Genomic DNA, 16,929 nt, shown 5'->3' with positions numbered 1-16,929 from the left:
TTTAATTTTTGACAGAGCCGTGTAATGTTGTTCCTTGACTTAGTTTTCTTATTTTCTTTTGAGTTTCTTCTAAAAGTATTTCCGATGGAATATCAGTTTCAATGGCTTTTAAAACCGCTCCGTCAATAAGTTCTGCGACTTTTGGCCAGATTGGCGTTTGAGGTAATGTCAATGCATTTTCGTGAAGCATTTCCAGTTTATGATAAAACGGAATTAAAGTATTGATTTCTTCATCTTTCCAAGTGGATTTTCTACATCCAATTCCGCCTTCTGCTGTCAATAATTTATCACTTTCTGGTGTAGTTGCAAAACGTAAAAAATCATATGCTAGTTTTTTGTGTTTGCTTCCAGAACCAATTGTATACAACCAATATACGTTTAAAGAAGCCGTTTTATAACCAGGATCAGCTGGGAGAGAAGTGATATCGATTTTTCCTTTCACTTTCGATTCGTCAATTACTTCTGCCATCGAAGCAAATCCGAACCAGTTGATTGCCATTGCTGCTTGTCCTTCGGCGAAAGCTAAACCTGCTTCAACCGAACCAAATTCTCTCGATTTTGGATGAACCGCATTTTTGTCATTGACCATTTTTCTATAAAAATCTAATGCTTTTATCGCCGCTTCATTATGAATATCAATCTGATTTTTTTTGTTTAATAAAGATCCGCCTCGCGTCCATAATTGCAGGCAAAAATCAAAAACCATATTATGTCCGTCTGGATAATTGGCAAAAACAGCACCGTATAAATTTTGTTCGGGACGATTAAAGAATGTCGCAATTTCTGAAAATTCCTGCCAAGTTTTTGGTGTAGCAAGTTCGTAACCAAATTGTTTTTTAAAATTCTCTTTTTCTGCTTCGTTTTCGAATAAATCTTTTCTGTAAATGAGACATTCTGGGCCATCGTGAAATGGAAGTCCGAAAATGCCATTGCTTAATTTCTGCAAATGCAAAAGCGATTTATGCCATCCAAAAGGATAGTTTTCTGGCGGATTTTCACCAATTAAGGAAAACAAATTAAGAACCGCATTTTCGTTTGCAGCATCAAAAATCCAATCGGTATTGATATGAGCGATATCCCATTTTCCTTCTTTTAAACCTTTATCTGAAATGGTAGTTTCATATAAATCATGAAGTTCTAAGGCAACCATTTCAGCTTCCATTTTTATATTATTTTGAAGTGAAAATGCATCCCATAATTTTCGAAGTGTACTTTCGAAAGGATCGAATTTACGAACGGCGATTCTAATTTTTTCCATTAACAGTCTATAAATTCTTTAATAATTTTCTCGTTGTCCTGACCTAGTTTCGGCGAACCTTTTCCTGAAGTCAGATATTCGCCATCAATTTTTATCGGACAGCGTGTTGTTTTATAACTATAACCGTCAAGCATTTCGACTTGTTGCGTAAAATTCAAAACCTTAAAACCATCTTCTGCAAATAATTGTTGATAATTTAAAACTCCTGCGCACCAAATGTCTGCGGGTTCTAAAATATCCAGCCAAAATTGTGTTTCCTGCGTTTGCAAATGAGCGGCAAGGATATTTTTGATTTCGTCTCTAAGTGTAAATTTATTTTCAGGGAATTGTAATAAAGCGTCACATTTAAGTAAAGAAGCCAAAACAGGAATCGAGCCCATTGCTAGTGCCAAATAGCCGTTTATAGTTTTGTAAATTCCGTATGGCGCGCCCAAATAAGCGTGTGCGTTATTCGTTTTAGTTCGAACTGGCAATTCACCTCCGTCATTAAAATAAGTCGTAATAGTTTCAAACTGAAAATCAAACGCCGATTCCAGCATACTTACCTGAATTTGTGCTCCAATATTATGAGTTGCTTTTCTGTATAAAGCAGCTAAAATTCCTTGAGCTAAATGTGCGCCGGCAAGCATATCTACAATCGACAATCCCATTGGAACTGGTCCATCTTCTTGATTACCGCTCAGCCAAGTTAAAGCCGTTAATGATTGTAAAAGCAAATCCTGCCCCGGTAAATCTTTCAAATCTGGATGTTCTCCAAAACCTGAAATAGATCCGTAAATCACATTCGGATTTATGTTTTTTACATCGTCATAACTTAATCCAATGCGTTCCATAACTCCAGGTCTGAAATTATGCATGACAACATCAGCTTTGGCTAATAATTTTTTTAAATTTTGAAGTTCTTCAGGCTGTTTAAAATCAATGGCAAAAGATTCTTTGTTTCTGTTGATGGTATGAAAAACAGAGGATTCGCCGTTCATAATCAAATCAGAAGTATATAAAGTACGGCAGATATCTCCCGTTCCTGGTTTTTCAATTTTTATCACACGCGCTCCTAAATCGGCCAGACGCAAACTCGCCGACGGCCCCGAAAGAAACTGACTGAAATCTACAATTAAATAATCTTCTAATGGTTTCATTTCTGGCTGTTTAAAAATTTTTCGTGAATATTCAAATTATCTTGACCTACTTTTGGCGCTGCTTTTTTACTTAGCAAAATTTCTCCATCCAATTGGATCGGACTTCTGGTGGTTACCAAAGTTTCGCCTTCGGTATTTTTTACGGTTTGTTTCAGCTGTAATTCAGTTACAAAAGGTTGATTGTCGAGTTCTTCGTAATTGAAAACTTTTCCGCACCAAATACCTTCTTTTTGCAGGATTTCAATCCAGTAATCAGAAGTTTGGGTTTTAATCCTTTCGCTTAAAATTGTTCTGATTTCATCTCTTTTTTCAAACCAAAGATGTTTATCCGCGTAAGCGTTTAAATCCAATCCCAAAGTTTTTCCTATAAAGATTAAATCGCCCATTGCCAACGATAAATAGCCGTCAATAGTTGCATAAACGCCATATGGCGCGCTTAAAAAAGCATGTGCGCTTCCTTTGATATCACCTCTTTCTGGCTGTTGTCCGCCATCGTTTAAGAAAGAAGTAATGGCTTCAAATTGTACATCGAGAATAGATTCCAATAAACTCACTTCTACCAAAACTCCTTTTTTGGTTTTAGCTCTTTTTAAAAGCGCTGCCAAAATTCCTTGTACAAAATGATTGCCGCACATTAAATCGGCTACAGCCAAACCAAAAGGAACTGGGCCTTGACTTTTGCGTCCGCTTAACCAGCTTAATCCGGAAAGCGATTGTAACAACAAATCTTGTCCCGGTTTTTTTGCCCACGGGCCTTCGTTTCCGTAACCTGTAATCGTTCCGTAAATAAGCTGCGGATTAATAGCTAAAGTATTTTCAAAATCTAAACCGATTTTTTCCATTACTCCGGGTCTGAAATTATGCGTCATAATATCAGCCTTTTCGATTAGTTTTTTGATTAAAACCAATTCGTCAGGATTTTTCAAATCGGCTGCAAAAGATTCTTTATTTCTGTTAATCGTATGAAAAAGCAAACTGCTATCATCAACAAATAAATCTTTGATGCTCAATTGTCTGCAGGCTTCACCTTTTACAGGACGCTCGATTTTGATGACGCGTGCGCCCAAATCAGCCAGTTTTAAACCCGCTGAAGGTCCTGCTAAAAACTGACAGAATTCCAAAACAATTAATCCTTCTAAAGGTCTCATACGGTCTGGATTTTTAGAGATTCCGCGTAAAGCGAATTCATTTCTTCCAAAACTTTTAATTCTTCTCCGCCATTCATCAAATAATTGCGAACAACATCTCCAGCATGATCTTGGAAATACATGTGACCATAATATCTCGGACGAAGGAAAGCACGCTCTAAAGCTGGCAACGTATTTTTGAAATAATCGTGCGTTACACTATTAATTCGCTCACTTTTCCAAGCTTGTAAATGTCCTGGCTGACCGCCATTATCGGTATAAATATTCTGCTGAACCTGTGATGAACAAGTAAATTCAGCGTATTTTATGGAGGTTTCAATATTTTCGCTGAATGATGAAACCGCTAATCCAGTTCCTCCCAAAGAAGAAATCATTGGATTTTCATTCAGTTTCACTAAATCATAAAAATGTAAAAGGTTTTGGCTGTAGCCAATGCGAGAATAATTAGAATAACCGTAAGCAAACGGACAATAGGCAATTTCGTTTGAATTTACCATCGCTTCATAAACCTGAATTGGATTACGGTTAAAGTTTGCGGGATCAATCAACTGCGCCAGTTCTCTAAACATTTGAAGCGCTTTGATTCCCGTAGTTTCAGAAATCACTTTTTCTTCAGAGAGAAAAGGAGCTTCGCCCAAACTGCAGCAAAACATATAAAAACTCATTAAAACATCTACTGGAATTCCTGCAAAGGCAACTAAACCTTTTTTGGCTAAAGCCAATAAATCATCGTAAGTTTTAGGAACTTCTAAATTGTTTTTTTCTAAAAGATCTAATCGGGCAGAGGCAACCGGAGTTGCTGCATCAATTGGCAACGCCCATAATTTATCATGAAAAACATAACTTCCGTACGATTTTCCAACGGTATTACTTTCTTGATCTTTAATATATTCGTTTGATAAATAATCAGATAAAGGAAGAATCGCTTTAGTCTGCGCTCCAAAACCTGTCCAAGGGTGATCAATTACCAATAAATCAAACCTTTTGGCAAGATCTTCAATTGAAGCATCGGCAAATTCTTGTAAACTTCTTTTCTCCCAAGAAATTTCAACATCAGGATGTAATTCAGTAAAGCGTTGCGATGTGGCAACCATAGGAAGCAAACCTCTTGTATGATTCCAAGTTATGCCTTTTAATTTTATCATTTTTATATAGGAATTTTTGAGTAGTGAAATCGATTGAAATAATAAATGTAAAAAATACAATTACAAAAGTAGAAATAAGATTTAAATGCACAAGAAATCCTTTCTTTTTAAGAAATCTTTTTTACATAAATGGATAATTAGTGATAGATTTTTTACAAACCGTCTAAAAAATGTTATAAAAATTTAAAGTTTAGTCATTTTCATTAACGGAAAATAAAATATAGCTCGGATATTAATTTTTAAAAAGTATTTTTGTAATTGTAAATTTTACATTTATTAATTTTGCTTTGCTCTTTTTAAGGAATTTTGAATTTATAAATGAAGAATGACAACAAATGATAAACTAACAACTAAAAATATACGATTATGAAATTAATACGTTTTGGAGAAATCGGAAAAGAGAAACCTGGAGTTTTGATTGGAGAAAAGAGATATGATGTTTCTGCGATTGTAACCGATTTTAACGAAAGTTTCTTTGAAGAAAACGGATTGGAAAAATTACAAAAAGCATTAGAAAGCAATCCAAATTTACCAGAAGTAGATGCTTCAGTGCGTTTGGGCTCGCCAGTTGCGAGACCTTCAAAAATTATCTGCATTGGTTTAAATTATATCGATCACTGTAAAGAAACCAATGCACCGATTCCGACAGAACCGATTATTTTCTTTAAATCAACAACTTCTTTGTGCGGTCCAGACGATGATTTGATTATTCCAAAAAATAGCGAAAAAACAGACTGGGAAGTTGAATTGGCTTTTATTGTTGGCAAAAAAGCAAGTTATGTTGAAGAAGCGGAAGCTTTAGATTATGTGGCAGGTTATGCTTTATTGAATGATTACAGCGAAAGAGCTTTTCAATTGGAACGTGGCGGTCAATGGGCAAAAGGAAAAGGAAGTGACACTTTTGCGCCTCTTGGACCATTTTTGGCTACAAAAGACGAAATCGTAGATGTGGACAATTTAAAAATGTGGCTGACGGTAAACGGTAAAAAATACCAAGACAGCAATACTTTAAATTTAGTTTTCAAAATTCCTTATCTGGTACATTATTTAAGTCAGTTTATGACGTTGCTTCCAGGCGATATTATCAGTACAGGAACGCCTCCGGGAGTTGGTTTAGGAATCAAGCCAGATCCGATTTACATTAAAGCGGGCGATGTTGTGGAATTGGGAATTGAAGGTTTAGGAACAAGCAAACAGAAAGCGGTTGCTTATAAAAAGTAACACATCTATCTGTTATTTGAACTAATAATCCAATGATGTACGTTGTGACGCGGATAAAACGGATTTACTTCGTAAAAACGCGGATTTAAACGGATTTTTATATTTAAGTTTTTAGGGAAATTAATAAAAAAATCCGTTTAATCCGTGTCTTCGCGATAGCGAATCTGTATAATCCGCGTCTAATTACAAATTTAAACAAAACAAAAAAATGAAATATATTGTTTGCGAAAAACCGCAGGAATTTTTACTTAAAGAAACCAATATTCCAGAACCAAAAGAAGGGGAAGTTTTATTGAAAATCAAAAGAATCGGAATCTGCGGAACTGATATTCACGCTTTTGGCGGAACTCAGCCGTATTTTGAATATCCAAGAATTTTAGGCCACGAATTGGCGGCAGAATATGTAAAAGGAAATGCAGCAGGTTTTAAACCGGGAGATAAAGTAACTTTTATTCCCTATTTTAACTGCGGAAAATGCGTTGCCTGCCGAAACGGTTTAACAAATTGCTGTGTAAATATCAAAGTTTTTGGCGTTCATATTGATGGTGGAATGGCTGAATATGTTTCGATTCCAGAACAATATTTATTGCACGGTCAAGGTTTAGATTATGATGAATTGGCTTTGGTTGAACCTTTGGCAATTGCAGCGCACGGCGTTAGAAGAGCTGCTGTAAAACCAACGGACACCGTTTTGGTAATGGGAGCAGGACCAATCGGAATTGGCTTGATTCAGTTTGCTAAAATTGCCGGAGCTAAAGTGATTGTTATGGATATTAACGATTACAGATTGAACTTCTGTAAAACGGAACTGAATGCAGATGAAACGATTAATCCGTTAAATGATGATGTTGCTCAAAAATTAGCTGAATTAACAAACGGCGATATGGCAAATGTGGTTATTGATGCGACTGGAAATCAGAAAGTGATGAACAGCGCTTTCAATTATATTTCACATGGAGGTAGATTTGTTTTGGTTGGACTTCAAAAGGGAGAATTAAGTTTTAGTCATCCAGATTTCCACAAAAGAGAATCAACTTTAATGAGTAGCCGAAATGCAACAATCGAAGATTTCGAATATGTAATGAAATGTTTGAAAGAAGGAAAAATCGATCCGAAAAAATATATCACACATAGAACGAGTTTTTCTGAAATGATTACTGATTTTGGAAAATTGATTGATCCGAAGAGTAATGTGATCAAAGCGTTAATTGAAATAGAATAATTTTTTCTAACACATAGAAACATAGATTTTTATTTTTTGTAAAAGATAATAAAAAAGAAACTAGTTTCTTAACACATAGCTATGTGTATGTATGCAAGTGAAACGCCTTTGAGCGGTTTTAAAAACTATGTTTCTATGTGTTTAAAAATCTAACCACTACTAAACTTTAATACCCACAAAAATGGATTTAAACTTAAAAAATAAAATAGTTGTCGTTTCTGGTTCGGCTGGAAAAGAAGGCAGTATCGGAGAAACCATCGTCAACAGATTAGCAGATGAAGGTGCAATCCCAGTTTTAGTTGACAGGAATGCAAGAGGTTTCGAATACGCAGAAAGACTTCAAAAAAGGGGCATTAATTCTTTATTTGTGCAAACTGATGTAACCGATCCTGTTGCAATAGAAAATGCTGTAAAAGTAATCGGAGCTAAATATGGAAGAATTGATGCCATCATAAATAATGTCGGCGTTAATGACGGTGCAGGATTAGACGCTTCTTACGAAGAATTTATGGATTCTTTGAAACTGAATGTAGTAAGCTATTTTTTATTGGCTAAATATTCGCTTCCATTTTTAAAAGAATCAAAAGGAAATATTTTGAATATCGGTTCAAAAGTAGCGCTAACAGGTCAAGGAGGAACTTCGGGTTACGCTGCCGCGAAAGGTGGTGTTTTGGGGTTAACCAGAGAATGGGCAGTAGATTTGATTCACTTCGGAATTCGTTCGAATGCGATTATTATTGCAGAAAGTTATACGCCAGCTTATGAGGATTGGATTAAAACTTTGCCTGATGGGGAAGCGGTCTTGAAAAAAATTAGTAAAACGATTCCATTGGAAAGTCGAATGACTAAAACAGAAGAAATTGCCGACACAGCACTTTTCGTCATTTCAGAAAAATCATCACATACTACGGGACAATTTGTTTTTGTGGATGGAGGTTACGTACATTTAGACCGCGCATTAATCAGCGATGTTAATTAAAAAGTTATGAGTAAAAGAATAGATTCCCATCAGCATTTTTGGAAGTTTGATCCCGTTAGAGATAGCTGGATTGATGAAACCATGAAGAATATTCAAAGAGATTTTCTTCCGGAAGATTTAGAACCATTACTAAAAGCCAATCAGTTTGAAGGCTGTGTGGCTGTTCAGGCAAGCCAATCGGAAGAAGAAACTAATTTTCTATTAGATTTGGCTTCTAAAAATGATTTTATAAAAGGAGTTGTAGGCTGGGTAGATTTGCGAAATGAAAACATTGAAGAACGTTTGCAATTCTTTTCAAATCAAAAAAAGCTGAAAGGCTTCAGACACGTTGTTCAAGGTGAAGCGGATGATTTTATGTACGGAGAAGCATTTAGAAGAGGAATCGCAGCTTTAAAGCCATTTAATTATACTTACGATTTATTGATTTTTGAACGTCAATTACCCGCAGCAATAAGTTTGGTGAAAGATTTTCCAAATCAAAAGTTTGTAATCGATCATATTGCAAAACCAGAAATCAAATCAGGAAGTATTGATTCTTGGAAAAAAGGAATCGAAGAAATTGCAAAATACGATAACGTTTGGTGTAAAATTTCTGGAATGGTCACAGAAGCCGATTGGGAAAATTGGAAGCTAGAAGATTTAAAACCGTATTTAAATGTGATTTTTGAGAATTTCTCAACTGATAAATTAATGTATGGTTCAGATTGGCCCGTTTTAAATGTAGCTTCTGATTATAATGAAGTAGTTAAAACTTTAGAAGATTATATTTCGAAGTTTTCTGTTGAAGAACAGAATAAGATTTGGTTTGGGAATGCGAATGCTTTCTATAGTTTGAATGACTAAATATTCAATTTTAGATTTATAAAAAAAGCGTGAATTGATTAATTCACGCTTTTTATTTTAGAGTCAAATTTGTCATTTCGACCGAAGGGAGAAATGAAAAAAAAACATAGCCCGTGGTTTCAACCACGGGAACGCAAGATTGTCACATAATGCATTTCTCACATTGTGTTCCCGTGGTTGAAACCACGGGCTATGTTTGAAATTTGGAATTTGAAAATTTCGAATTAAAATTTAACCGCTTTTTTAGGAACATTTTTATCAATAGTTGTAGTCTTAGAGAAATTAATCTTAGAACCACTCAAATCAATATTCTTACTCGCTTCACCATTAATCGTAATTGCGTTTGAAGAAGATGGATTAAATTCGATATTTTTAAGCGAAAGGTTTTTAGCGTTGTAAATTTCGAAAGTATTTTTAGCTTCGATATCCAATTGTGCATTGCTGATTTTAATTCCGTTAGCATCAATTATAGAAAAACCTTTTTGCGCTTTAGCAATTAGGTTTGTGATTTCAATGTTTTCCAAATTCATTTCGGGAAGCCCTTGTAAAAATACAGCTTGCTGAGCACCTTTAATTGTGATGTTTTTGATTACGATATTTTTAAACTCAGGCGTTTCTTCGTTTACCGGAATTGCTTTTGTGCTAACGGTATTTCCGCCTTCCGCTAAAGTTTCAGCGATCGATTTTCCTCCGTAATACAAATCGAATGAAATTGCTTGAGACGGAATATCCGTCATAAAAACGTCTGAGATGTAAATGTTTTCTACAACACCGCCACGTCCGCGAGTACTTTTAAAACGAAGACCAACGTCAGTTCCCATAAAAGTACAATTGGAAACGTGCAGATTTTTGACACCGCCAGACATTTCACTTCCAACCGTAACACCGCCATGACCGTGATACACTATATTGTTTTTTACAATAATATTTTCACAAGGAACACCTCTGTCGCGTCCGTCTTTATCTTTACCCGATTTAATGCAGATGGCATCGTCACCCACATCAAAACTTGAATTTTCAATCACTACATTTTTACAAGATTCTACATCAAGTCCGTCACCATTTTGAGAAAACCATGGATTGCGAACCGTTATATTTCGAACAATTAAATCTTCAATTAATAAAGGATGAATATTCCATGCAGGAGAGTTTTGGAAAACAGGTCCGTCAAAAAGCACTCTTTTACTATTTTGAATGCTGACCAAAACCGGACGTAAAAAATCGTGAATAGCTTCAAAATCTTCTTTAGTTTTCAAATCATGACGAATATTCTGATCGGCACCTTTAGCCCCTTTTAAATATTGTTCAGAAGGAAACCAGCTGTCTTTTTTTTCGTTTAAAACCCCGCCAGAAGCTACAAATTTCTTCCATTGTTCGTCTGTCAGTTTACTCTTTTTAACTTGTCTCCAAGCTTCACCAGAACCATCCCAAACGCCATTTCCTGTAAAAGCTACATTCTCTAAGTTTTTGCCATAAATAGGAGAGATGCATCGCCAAGTATTTATACCTTCAAAACTGGTTTCGATAATTGGATATAAAGTTTTATCTGTAGAGAATTTAATTAAAGCCCCAGTTTGAGCGTGAAGTTCAATATTGCTTTTCAGAATGATTGGACCTGTAAGCCATATTCCAGGTGGAATAATTAATTTTCCTCCGCCTTTTTTAGAAAGGGCGACAATTGCATCAGCAAAAGCTTTTGTGTTTAAAACATAACCTCCGTTTACAGCTCCAAAATCTTTTAAATTTATACTGTAATTTGGAATAACAGGTTCTTGAACTTCTGACATTTTAAATTCAATGTTTTTATACGTATCGGCAGATTTTTGTGCTGAAATTGTATTGAAACTCAAAGCAAAAGAGGTGAGAGCAACACATAAAAGGATTATTCGGTTAGTTTTCATTCGTATTATATTATAGTTAATATTTTAAGGTTCTGAGGTTCTAAGTGGCTAAGATGCTAAGATTCAATTGTGAAACATAGCATCTTAGTTATTTAGTGTCTTAGGAACTTTTTTTCGATTTACTGATAATTCAATTTTTTATTCTGTGAATTTTTATTCAATAAATAAAATTATACTTTTTTAATTTCAAATATTCAATGTAATCGATTACACAAATCTATTAAAAAAATATTATGAAATACCAGTTTTTGGCGGTTTATCACAGATTTTTTATGAATTTAACTTTTTTTGATTGAGAAAGCAGAAGATAATTAAAAGTCAAATTTTCAAAGATAATTTCTTGAAGTCAATATTACAGGAGGGTACAGGATGCATGTGATTTTATATTCTTTTAAATTGTCGTCGTTATTTGGTAAAAGTGTTAAAAATACAATTATTTGTAAAAATTATAGCGCTTTAAATAAATGCCTCGTAATTTTAGCTCAAGAAAAAAATCAATACTATAAATAATGCATTTAACTTCCTTCAACAAATTACTGATTGTTTTTTTAATGGTATTTACAATTTCGGCAAGTGGAGCTGAAATCTGGGTTTCACCATCAGGAAAAGATTCGAATATCGGAACAAAATCAAGTCCGTTGGCAACGGTTCACATGGCAATGCGAAAAGCGAGAGAACTTCGCCGCTTAAAAGATCCATCGATAAAAGACGGAATCCGAATCATAGTGATGAACGGAACGTATTATTTAAACGAACCTTTATTTGTGCGTCCTGAAGATTCTGGAACTGCAGATAGTCCGACAACAATTGAAGCCGATGTAAATGCAAGACCAATTATAAACGGTGGAATCGAAATTAAAAATTGGACAAAATCGACAACGGTTATTAACGGACTTAAAAAAGGTGCTGTTTGGGTAGCCGATGCTCCTAAAAAAGCAGGAAGTCTGATTGATTACAGACAGTTATGGGTAAACGGCAAAAAAGCCGTAAGAGCCAAAAATACTGCGGGAACCACAATGGAACGTATTCTTTCTTGGAATCACGAAGAGCAAACTTGCTGGATTCCGTTTAAAGATAAATCGGTTAAGTTCCAACCGGGAATGGAAATGTTTATTGTGCAATGGTGGTCGAATGCCAACTTACGTATTAAAAATATCGAAGTACAAAAAGACAGCGCAAAACTTTCGTTTGAAGAACCAGAAAGCCGTATTCAAAGTGAGCATCCATGGCCTGCACCTTGGATTTCTAAAAACAACGGAAATTCGGCTTATTTCTTAAACAATGCTTTTTCGCTTTTAAACGAGCCTGGAGAATGGTATTTGGATAAGAAAAATGCTAAAATCTATTATATTCCAAGAGCTGGCGAAGATATTAATTCAGCAATTATAACTGCACCTGTTTTAGAAAATCTGGTTGAAGTAAAAGGAACAATTGATTCGCCTGTACATCATTTTCAGTTTAAAGGAATTTCGTTTCAATACAGCAACTGGCTTCGTCCGTCACAGCAAGGTCATGTGCCGTTGCAATCTGGTTTGTATTTGTTGGATGCTTATAAACTGAAAGTTCCAGGAACACCAAATCAAGCAAGTTTAGAAAATCAGGCTTGGGTAGGAAGACCTCGCGGAGCGGTTGAAGTAAATTATGCCAATAACATTCAGTTTGAATCCTGCCGTTTTGAACATTTGTCTTCGACTGGTTTAGATTTAAATAAAGGAACAAATCATAATACCGTAAAAGGAAATTTATTTAAAGATATCGGCGGAAGTGCCATCAATGTTGGAATTTTCTCCGAAGAAGCTTTTGAAGCGCATTTGCCTTTAATCATAAAAGATGAAAGAGAAATGTGTTCTGATGAAATAATTGCTGATAATTTAATCACCAACGTAACCAATGAAGATTGGGGAACTTTAGGAATCAGCGCTGGTTTTGTTCGAAACATTACGATTGAACACAACGAGATTTCGGATGTATCGTACTCTGGAATGGCAATGGGCTGGGGTTGGACGCACACGCCAAATGTGATGCAGAACAATAAAATTCTGGGTAATAAAATTCATCATTACGCCAAACATTTACATGATGTTGCTGGAATTTATACACTTTCGGCACAACCAGGAAGCCGAATAGAAGAAAATTATATCGACAAAGTTTACAACAGTCCGTATGCACATGATCCGTTTTTATGGTTGTATTTGTATACCGATGAAGGAAGTGAAGGTTTTACCATTAAAAACAACTGGATTGCCGAAAAGAAAATCCTGAAAAACCATAATGGTCCAAAAGGAAATATTTGGGAACACAACGATCCGTATGTAAGTTCTAAGATTAAAGATGCTGCGGGGATTAGGGCACCTTACAAAGATTTAGAAAAAGAAGTTGTAATCGATGAAAAATGGGGATTGCAGGAAATGCCAAAACCATACACGATCGAATTGATAGGTTCTGATTTTGATATTGAAAAAATCAAATCGACTTTAACCGGTTTTAGAATTGTAGGTCAGGAATTGTATCAATGGAAAAATCATTTGGTGATTTACGGAAAAATGAATCAGCCTGAAAGAACAAAGAGAAAATTGGCAGGCGCTTTTCCTTCTTTAGAAATTAAAATCTATGATGATTTGGTTTACGATTTCCAAAATTTTGAAAGATGTAAAGATTCAAAACCAGCATCAGATTGGGAAAACATTGTTTTAACAGCAAATCTTCCTGTTGATGAAAAATTGCAAAAAGAATATGTAGAGTATCATAAAACGCAATTCGAAAAATGGCCAGAAGTAGCCAAAGGTTTCTGTAACGCCGATTTTCAGCAATTACAGGTTTTCAAGAAAGACAGACAATTGATTTTGGTTATCAGTATTCCGAAAGGCGAAAATCTGGATAAATTAAATCCGAAAACAACACAAAATAATCCTCGTGTAGATGATTGGAACGCCTTAATGAAAAAATACCAATCGGGAATTGAAGGTGGAAAACCAGACGAAACATGGATTTTCTTGAATAAGGTGAATGCGGAAGAGAAAAAGTAGAAGAAAGAGCCGAAAAGATAAATAGAAGAAAGAGGCAAGAAGAAAGATTTTCTTGAGAATCAAGAAGAATGAAAATCTGCTCAATCTGCTGAACCTGCGTGAAAAAACAAAACTAACCTCAGAGAAGATTTCGGAAATAATCTAAAATCTAAACTCAAAAATCTAAAATAATAAACCATGTTAAAAATAGCCATTCTGGGACTTGGAGAAGGACGAAGCACAATGTCAGCTGCTATAGAAAGTTCAAAACTAGAACTCGTTAAAATATGCGACCGAAACGAAGAATTGTGTAAACAGCGCGCAAAAGAATTCGATTTTCATTCTTATACAACCAATTACGAAGATTTATTAAACGATGCATCAATTGATATTATTGCCATTTATACGCCAGATCATTTGCATGCGCAACACGTAAAACAAGCTTTATTACATGGAAAACACGTAGTTTGTACAAAGCCTTTTATCGATGATCTTTCGGATGCTAAAGAGCTTTTAGAATTAAGCAAATCAACAGGGAAGAAAGTTTTTATCGGACAAAGTTCCCGTTTCTTCGAACCAGCAAAAAGACAAAGAGCCGATTATGAAGCAGGTTTAATTGGAGATTTAATTACAATTGAAGCGCAATATCATGCCGATCACAGATGGTTTTTAAAGAAAGAATGGTCGCTTTTGCAATCGTTTAAATGGCTGTACGGAGGTTTGAGTCATCCTGTAGATTTCATTAGATGGTATTTGCCGAATATTCAGGAAGTAATGGGTTATGGAATGATCAGCAGTAACGGACAAAATGCAGGATTGAAGAATGAAGATACCATGCATTTTATCTTTAAAGCCACCGATGGAAGAATTGCTCGTGTAAGCGGTGTTTATACTTCGCCGACTCAGCCAGCACAACGTGACAGCGGAATGAGTACGATTTTAAGAGCAACAGAAGGGGCAAGTCAAGCCGATTATCACGAATTGCGTTATGCCGTTACAGATAGAACCGGCGAAGAAAAAGTAATTACTTGGGGTGACAGTACGATAAAATATTATTTCCGTTTTGAAGGACAAAGTCATCACGGCGGAGAATATCAGAATTATTTAGAATATTTTACAGACAGTATTGAGCAAGGTTTTGAAGCTTATCCAAACATGGAAGAAGGAATTGGAACGGTAGCTTTATTACAAGCAATGGATAAATCTTTGCAAACTGGAATGCCGGTTAAAATTGCCGATATTCTTAACGAATACGGACTATGAACAGTATCTACGATAAATTAACCACACTTGATTTTGTAATTGTTGCGGGTTATTTGGTGGCTTTATTAGTCATTGGATATGTGGTAAGTATGAAGCAGAGAAAGAAAAACGAAACGCTTTTTCTGGCCGGAAATTCATTAAACTGGTACAGCATTGGGTTTAATATGTGGGGAACCAATGTTGGGCCTTCGTCATTATTGGCTTTTGCGAGTATTGGTTACGCTACGGGAATTGTAGCGGGAAATTTCGAATGGTACGCTTTTGTGTTTTTACTGCTCTTGGCAATGGTTTTTGCGCCAAGATATATTGCGAGTAAAGTCAGCACGATGCCCGAATATATGGGAAAACGCTACGGCGACAGTACACAGAATATTTTGGCTTGGTACGCTTTGGTAAAAATATTAGTAAGCTGGTTGTCTTTAGGATTATTCAGCGGAGGTGTTTTAGTACGTCAGATTTTGGGAATTCCGATGTGGCAGAGCGTTACCGTTTTAGTAATTTTCTCTGGAATTTTTACGTTTGCTGGAGGATTAAAAGCGATTGCAAAAGTGAATGTTTTTCAGATGATTCTGCTAATTGTAGTTTCGTTAACGCTTTCTTTTTTAGGTTTACAGAAATTAGGCGGAATAGATGTTTTGATTGCTAAAACACCGTCAAACTTTTGGAATTTAGTCCGTCCTTCAGATGATGCACATTATCCGTGGCCTGCAATTTTATTAGGATATCCTGTTGCTGCTGTTGCATTTTTCTGTACCGATCAATCGATGGTGCAGAGTGTTTTGGGAGCTAAAAACCTAGAACAAGGGCAATTGGGTGTAAACTTTATTGGTTGGTTAAAAGTTATGGCTTTGCCGTTATTTATTTTACCTGGAATTTTGTGTTATGCATTATATCCTGAATTAGGAAGCAATTCTGATTTGGCTTATATGACCATGGTTACGAATCTTTTTCCAAGTGGAATGAACGGTTTGGTTATCTGCGTGATGATTGCTGTTTTAGTAGGAACAATTGGTTCTTCGTTAAACGCTTTGAGCACTGTTTTTACGAATGATATTTATGTGAAGAAAATAAATCCATCGGCGACGATTCAGGATCAAATTAAAATTGGCCGTTTGACAATTGCTGCTGGATGTGTTTTTGCGATTTTAATTGCCGTGGCGATTGACAATATTAAAGGACAAAATTTGTTCAACATTTTTCAGGCGGTTTTAGGTTTCTTGGCGCCTTCGTTATCTGTTGTTTTCCTTTTGAGTGTTTTCTGGAAACGCACGACTAAAAAAGCTGTAAATGCAACACTTTCTTGGGGTTCTGCGTTTAGTTTGTTTGTTGGGGTTTTATATTTATGGATTTTCCCTGCTGATAAATATCCAGTTTGGCCTCACTTTTTATTGATTTCCTTTTACATTTTTGCTGTCCTTTTAATTACAGCCGTTATTATTTCTTTAACCGATAGAAATCCACAAGTTAATGTTTCAGATGAAACGGATATTCCTAAAACTAGCAAAAAGGTAAAGCTTTTGTTTGGTTTGTTGGGAGTGGTGATTTTGGTTTTGTATTTGGTTTTTAATGGGAATTGATAAATTCAAAGAATTTCAAATATAGCCCGTGGTTTGAACCACGGGAACGCAATGTATTACATTACGTTTGTCAAAATACGTTTCCCGTGGTTGAAACCACGGGCTATGTTCTGAAAAATATTATAAATTAAAGCAAAGCTATTCTATACGTTGCCTCCAGTTTTAACTGGAGGTATATTTAAAAGAATAGAAAAAGGCTTTAGCCAAATTGTAGATATTTTGGCTAAA

The 16,929-nt window shown here is 35.5% G+C and carries 12 protein-coding genes; 7 read left to right on the top strand and 5 right to left on the bottom strand.

What is annotated here, in order from left to right; all coding sequences use genetic code 11:
* Position 1: 1 nt before the first annotated feature.
* Genes NYQ10_RS17925 through NYQ10_RS17910 form a run of 4 tightly spaced genes read right to left on the bottom strand, consistent with a single transcriptional unit; the run spans position 2 to position 4,690 of the window.
* Positions 2-1,258: an extracellular solute-binding protein gene (locus NYQ10_RS17925; protein WP_289877596.1), complete on the bottom strand. Its 1,257-nt coding sequence runs from the start codon at positions 1,256-1,258 to the stop codon at positions 2-4.
* Positions 1,258-2,397, bottom strand: coding sequence for a CaiB/BaiF CoA transferase family protein (locus NYQ10_RS17920; protein ID WP_289877595.1), 1,140 nt, complete (start codon positions 2,395-2,397; stop codon positions 1,258-1,260). Before NYQ10_RS17920 ends, NYQ10_RS17925 begins: the two co-directional genes overlap by 1 nt.
* A complete protein-coding gene (locus NYQ10_RS17915; protein WP_289877594.1) occupies positions 2,394-3,545 on the bottom strand; it encodes a CaiB/BaiF CoA transferase family protein in 1,152 nt (383 codons plus the stop codon). The genes NYQ10_RS17920 and NYQ10_RS17915 overlap by 4 nt, the downstream gene beginning before the upstream one ends.
* Positions 3,542-4,690 (bottom strand): ABC transporter substrate-binding protein, encoded by a 1,149-nt coding sequence (locus NYQ10_RS17910; RefSeq protein WP_289877593.1) that lies wholly within the window; start codon positions 4,688-4,690, stop codon positions 3,542-3,544. Before NYQ10_RS17910 ends, NYQ10_RS17915 begins: the two co-directional genes overlap by 4 nt.
* Positions 4,691-5,056: 366 nt before the next feature.
* On the opposite strand from NYQ10_RS17910, the gene NYQ10_RS17905 reads away from it, so the two are divergent.
* The 4 genes from NYQ10_RS17905 (at position 5,057) to NYQ10_RS17890 (ending at position 8,955) form a co-directional block, all read left to right on the top strand.
* The gene (locus NYQ10_RS17905; RefSeq protein WP_289877592.1) at positions 5,057-5,911 is read left to right on the top strand and encodes a fumarylacetoacetate hydrolase family protein; all 855 of its coding nucleotides are present in this window, start codon (positions 5,057-5,059) and stop codon (positions 5,909-5,911) included.
* 208 nt (positions 5,912-6,119) lie between these two features.
* Positions 6,120-7,133 carry a zinc-binding alcohol dehydrogenase family protein gene (locus tag NYQ10_RS17900; RefSeq protein WP_289877591.1) on the top strand — a complete coding sequence of 338 codons (1,014 nt, stop codon included), beginning with the start codon at positions 6,120-6,122 and terminating at the stop codon, positions 7,131-7,133.
* A gap of 181 nt (positions 7,134-7,314) precedes the next feature.
* Entirely contained in the window at positions 7,315-8,112 is a 798-nt protein-coding gene (locus tag NYQ10_RS17895) for an SDR family oxidoreductase (protein WP_289877590.1), read from the top strand.
* Positions 8,113-8,118: 6 nt separating this feature from the next.
* Positions 8,119-8,955 carry an amidohydrolase family protein gene (locus tag NYQ10_RS17890; protein ID WP_289877589.1) on the top strand — a complete coding sequence of 279 codons (837 nt, stop codon included), beginning with the start codon at positions 8,119-8,121 and terminating at the stop codon, positions 8,953-8,955.
* Positions 8,956-9,179: 224 nt separating this feature from the next.
* Here NYQ10_RS17890 and NYQ10_RS17885 read toward each other — a convergent pair whose 3' ends face one another.
* A complete protein-coding gene (locus NYQ10_RS17885; RefSeq protein ID WP_289877588.1) occupies positions 9,180-10,856 on the bottom strand; it encodes a glycoside hydrolase family 28 protein in 1,677 nt (558 codons plus the stop codon).
* Positions 10,857-11,365: 509 nt separating this feature from the next.
* Between NYQ10_RS17885 and NYQ10_RS17880 the strand changes: the two genes are divergently transcribed.
* The 3 genes from NYQ10_RS17880 (at position 11,366) to NYQ10_RS17870 (ending at position 16,701) form a co-directional block, all read left to right on the top strand.
* Entirely contained in the window at positions 11,366-13,882 is a 2,517-nt protein-coding gene (locus NYQ10_RS17880) for an L-rhamnose mutarotase (RefSeq protein ID WP_289877587.1), read from the top strand.
* A gap of 177 nt (positions 13,883-14,059) precedes the next feature.
* Positions 14,060-15,124, top strand: coding sequence for a Gfo/Idh/MocA family protein (locus NYQ10_RS17875; protein ID WP_289877586.1), 1,065 nt, complete (start codon positions 14,060-14,062; stop codon positions 15,122-15,124).
* The gene (locus NYQ10_RS17870; RefSeq protein ID WP_289877585.1) at positions 15,121-16,701 is read left to right on the top strand and encodes a sodium:solute symporter; all 1,581 of its coding nucleotides are present in this window, start codon (positions 15,121-15,123) and stop codon (positions 16,699-16,701) included. The genes NYQ10_RS17875 and NYQ10_RS17870 overlap by 4 nt, the downstream gene beginning before the upstream one ends.
* Positions 16,702-16,929 lie beyond the last annotated feature (228 nt).

Source organism: Flavobacterium johnsoniae (assembly GCF_030388325.1).
Classification (GTDB): Bacteria; Bacteroidota; Bacteroidia; order Flavobacteriales; family Flavobacteriaceae; genus Flavobacterium; species Flavobacterium johnsoniae_C.
The sequence above is the reverse complement of the archived record's forward strand: the minus strand, read 5'-3'. Positions and strand labels throughout refer to the sequence as shown.

Coding starts and splice junctions, on each gene's coding strand:
- NYQ10_RS17880 (WP_289877587.1), top strand. CDS start 11,366: ATGCATTTAACTTCCTTCAACAAATTACTGATTGTTTTTTTAATGGTA.
- NYQ10_RS17900 (WP_289877591.1), top strand. CDS start 6,120: ATGAAATATATTGTTTGCGAAAAACCGCAGGAATTTTTACTTAAAGAA.
- NYQ10_RS17915 (WP_289877594.1), bottom strand. CDS start 3,545: ATGAGACCTTTAGAAGGATTAATTGTTTTGGAATTCTGTCAGTTTTTA.
- NYQ10_RS17875 (WP_289877586.1), top strand. CDS start 14,060: ATGTTAAAAATAGCCATTCTGGGACTTGGAGAAGGACGAAGCACAATG.
- NYQ10_RS17890 (WP_289877589.1), top strand. CDS start 8,119: ATGAGTAAAAGAATAGATTCCCATCAGCATTTTTGGAAGTTTGATCCC.
- NYQ10_RS17910 (WP_289877593.1), bottom strand. CDS start 4,690: ATGATAAAATTAAAAGGCATAACTTGGAATCATACAAGAGGTTTGCTT.
- NYQ10_RS17895 (WP_289877590.1), top strand. CDS start 7,315: ATGGATTTAAACTTAAAAAATAAAATAGTTGTCGTTTCTGGTTCGGCT.
- NYQ10_RS17925 (WP_289877596.1), bottom strand. CDS start 1,258: ATGGAAAAAATTAGAATCGCCGTTCGTAAATTCGATCCTTTCGAAAGT.
- NYQ10_RS17870 (WP_289877585.1), top strand. CDS start 15,121: ATGAACAGTATCTACGATAAATTAACCACACTTGATTTTGTAATTGTT.
- NYQ10_RS17920 (WP_289877595.1), bottom strand. CDS start 2,397: ATGAAACCATTAGAAGATTATTTAATTGTAGATTTCAGTCAGTTTCTT.
- NYQ10_RS17885 (WP_289877588.1), bottom strand. CDS start 10,856: ATGAAAACTAACCGAATAATCCTTTTATGTGTTGCTCTCACCTCTTTT.
- NYQ10_RS17905 (WP_289877592.1), top strand. CDS start 5,057: ATGAAATTAATACGTTTTGGAGAAATCGGAAAAGAGAAACCTGGAGTT.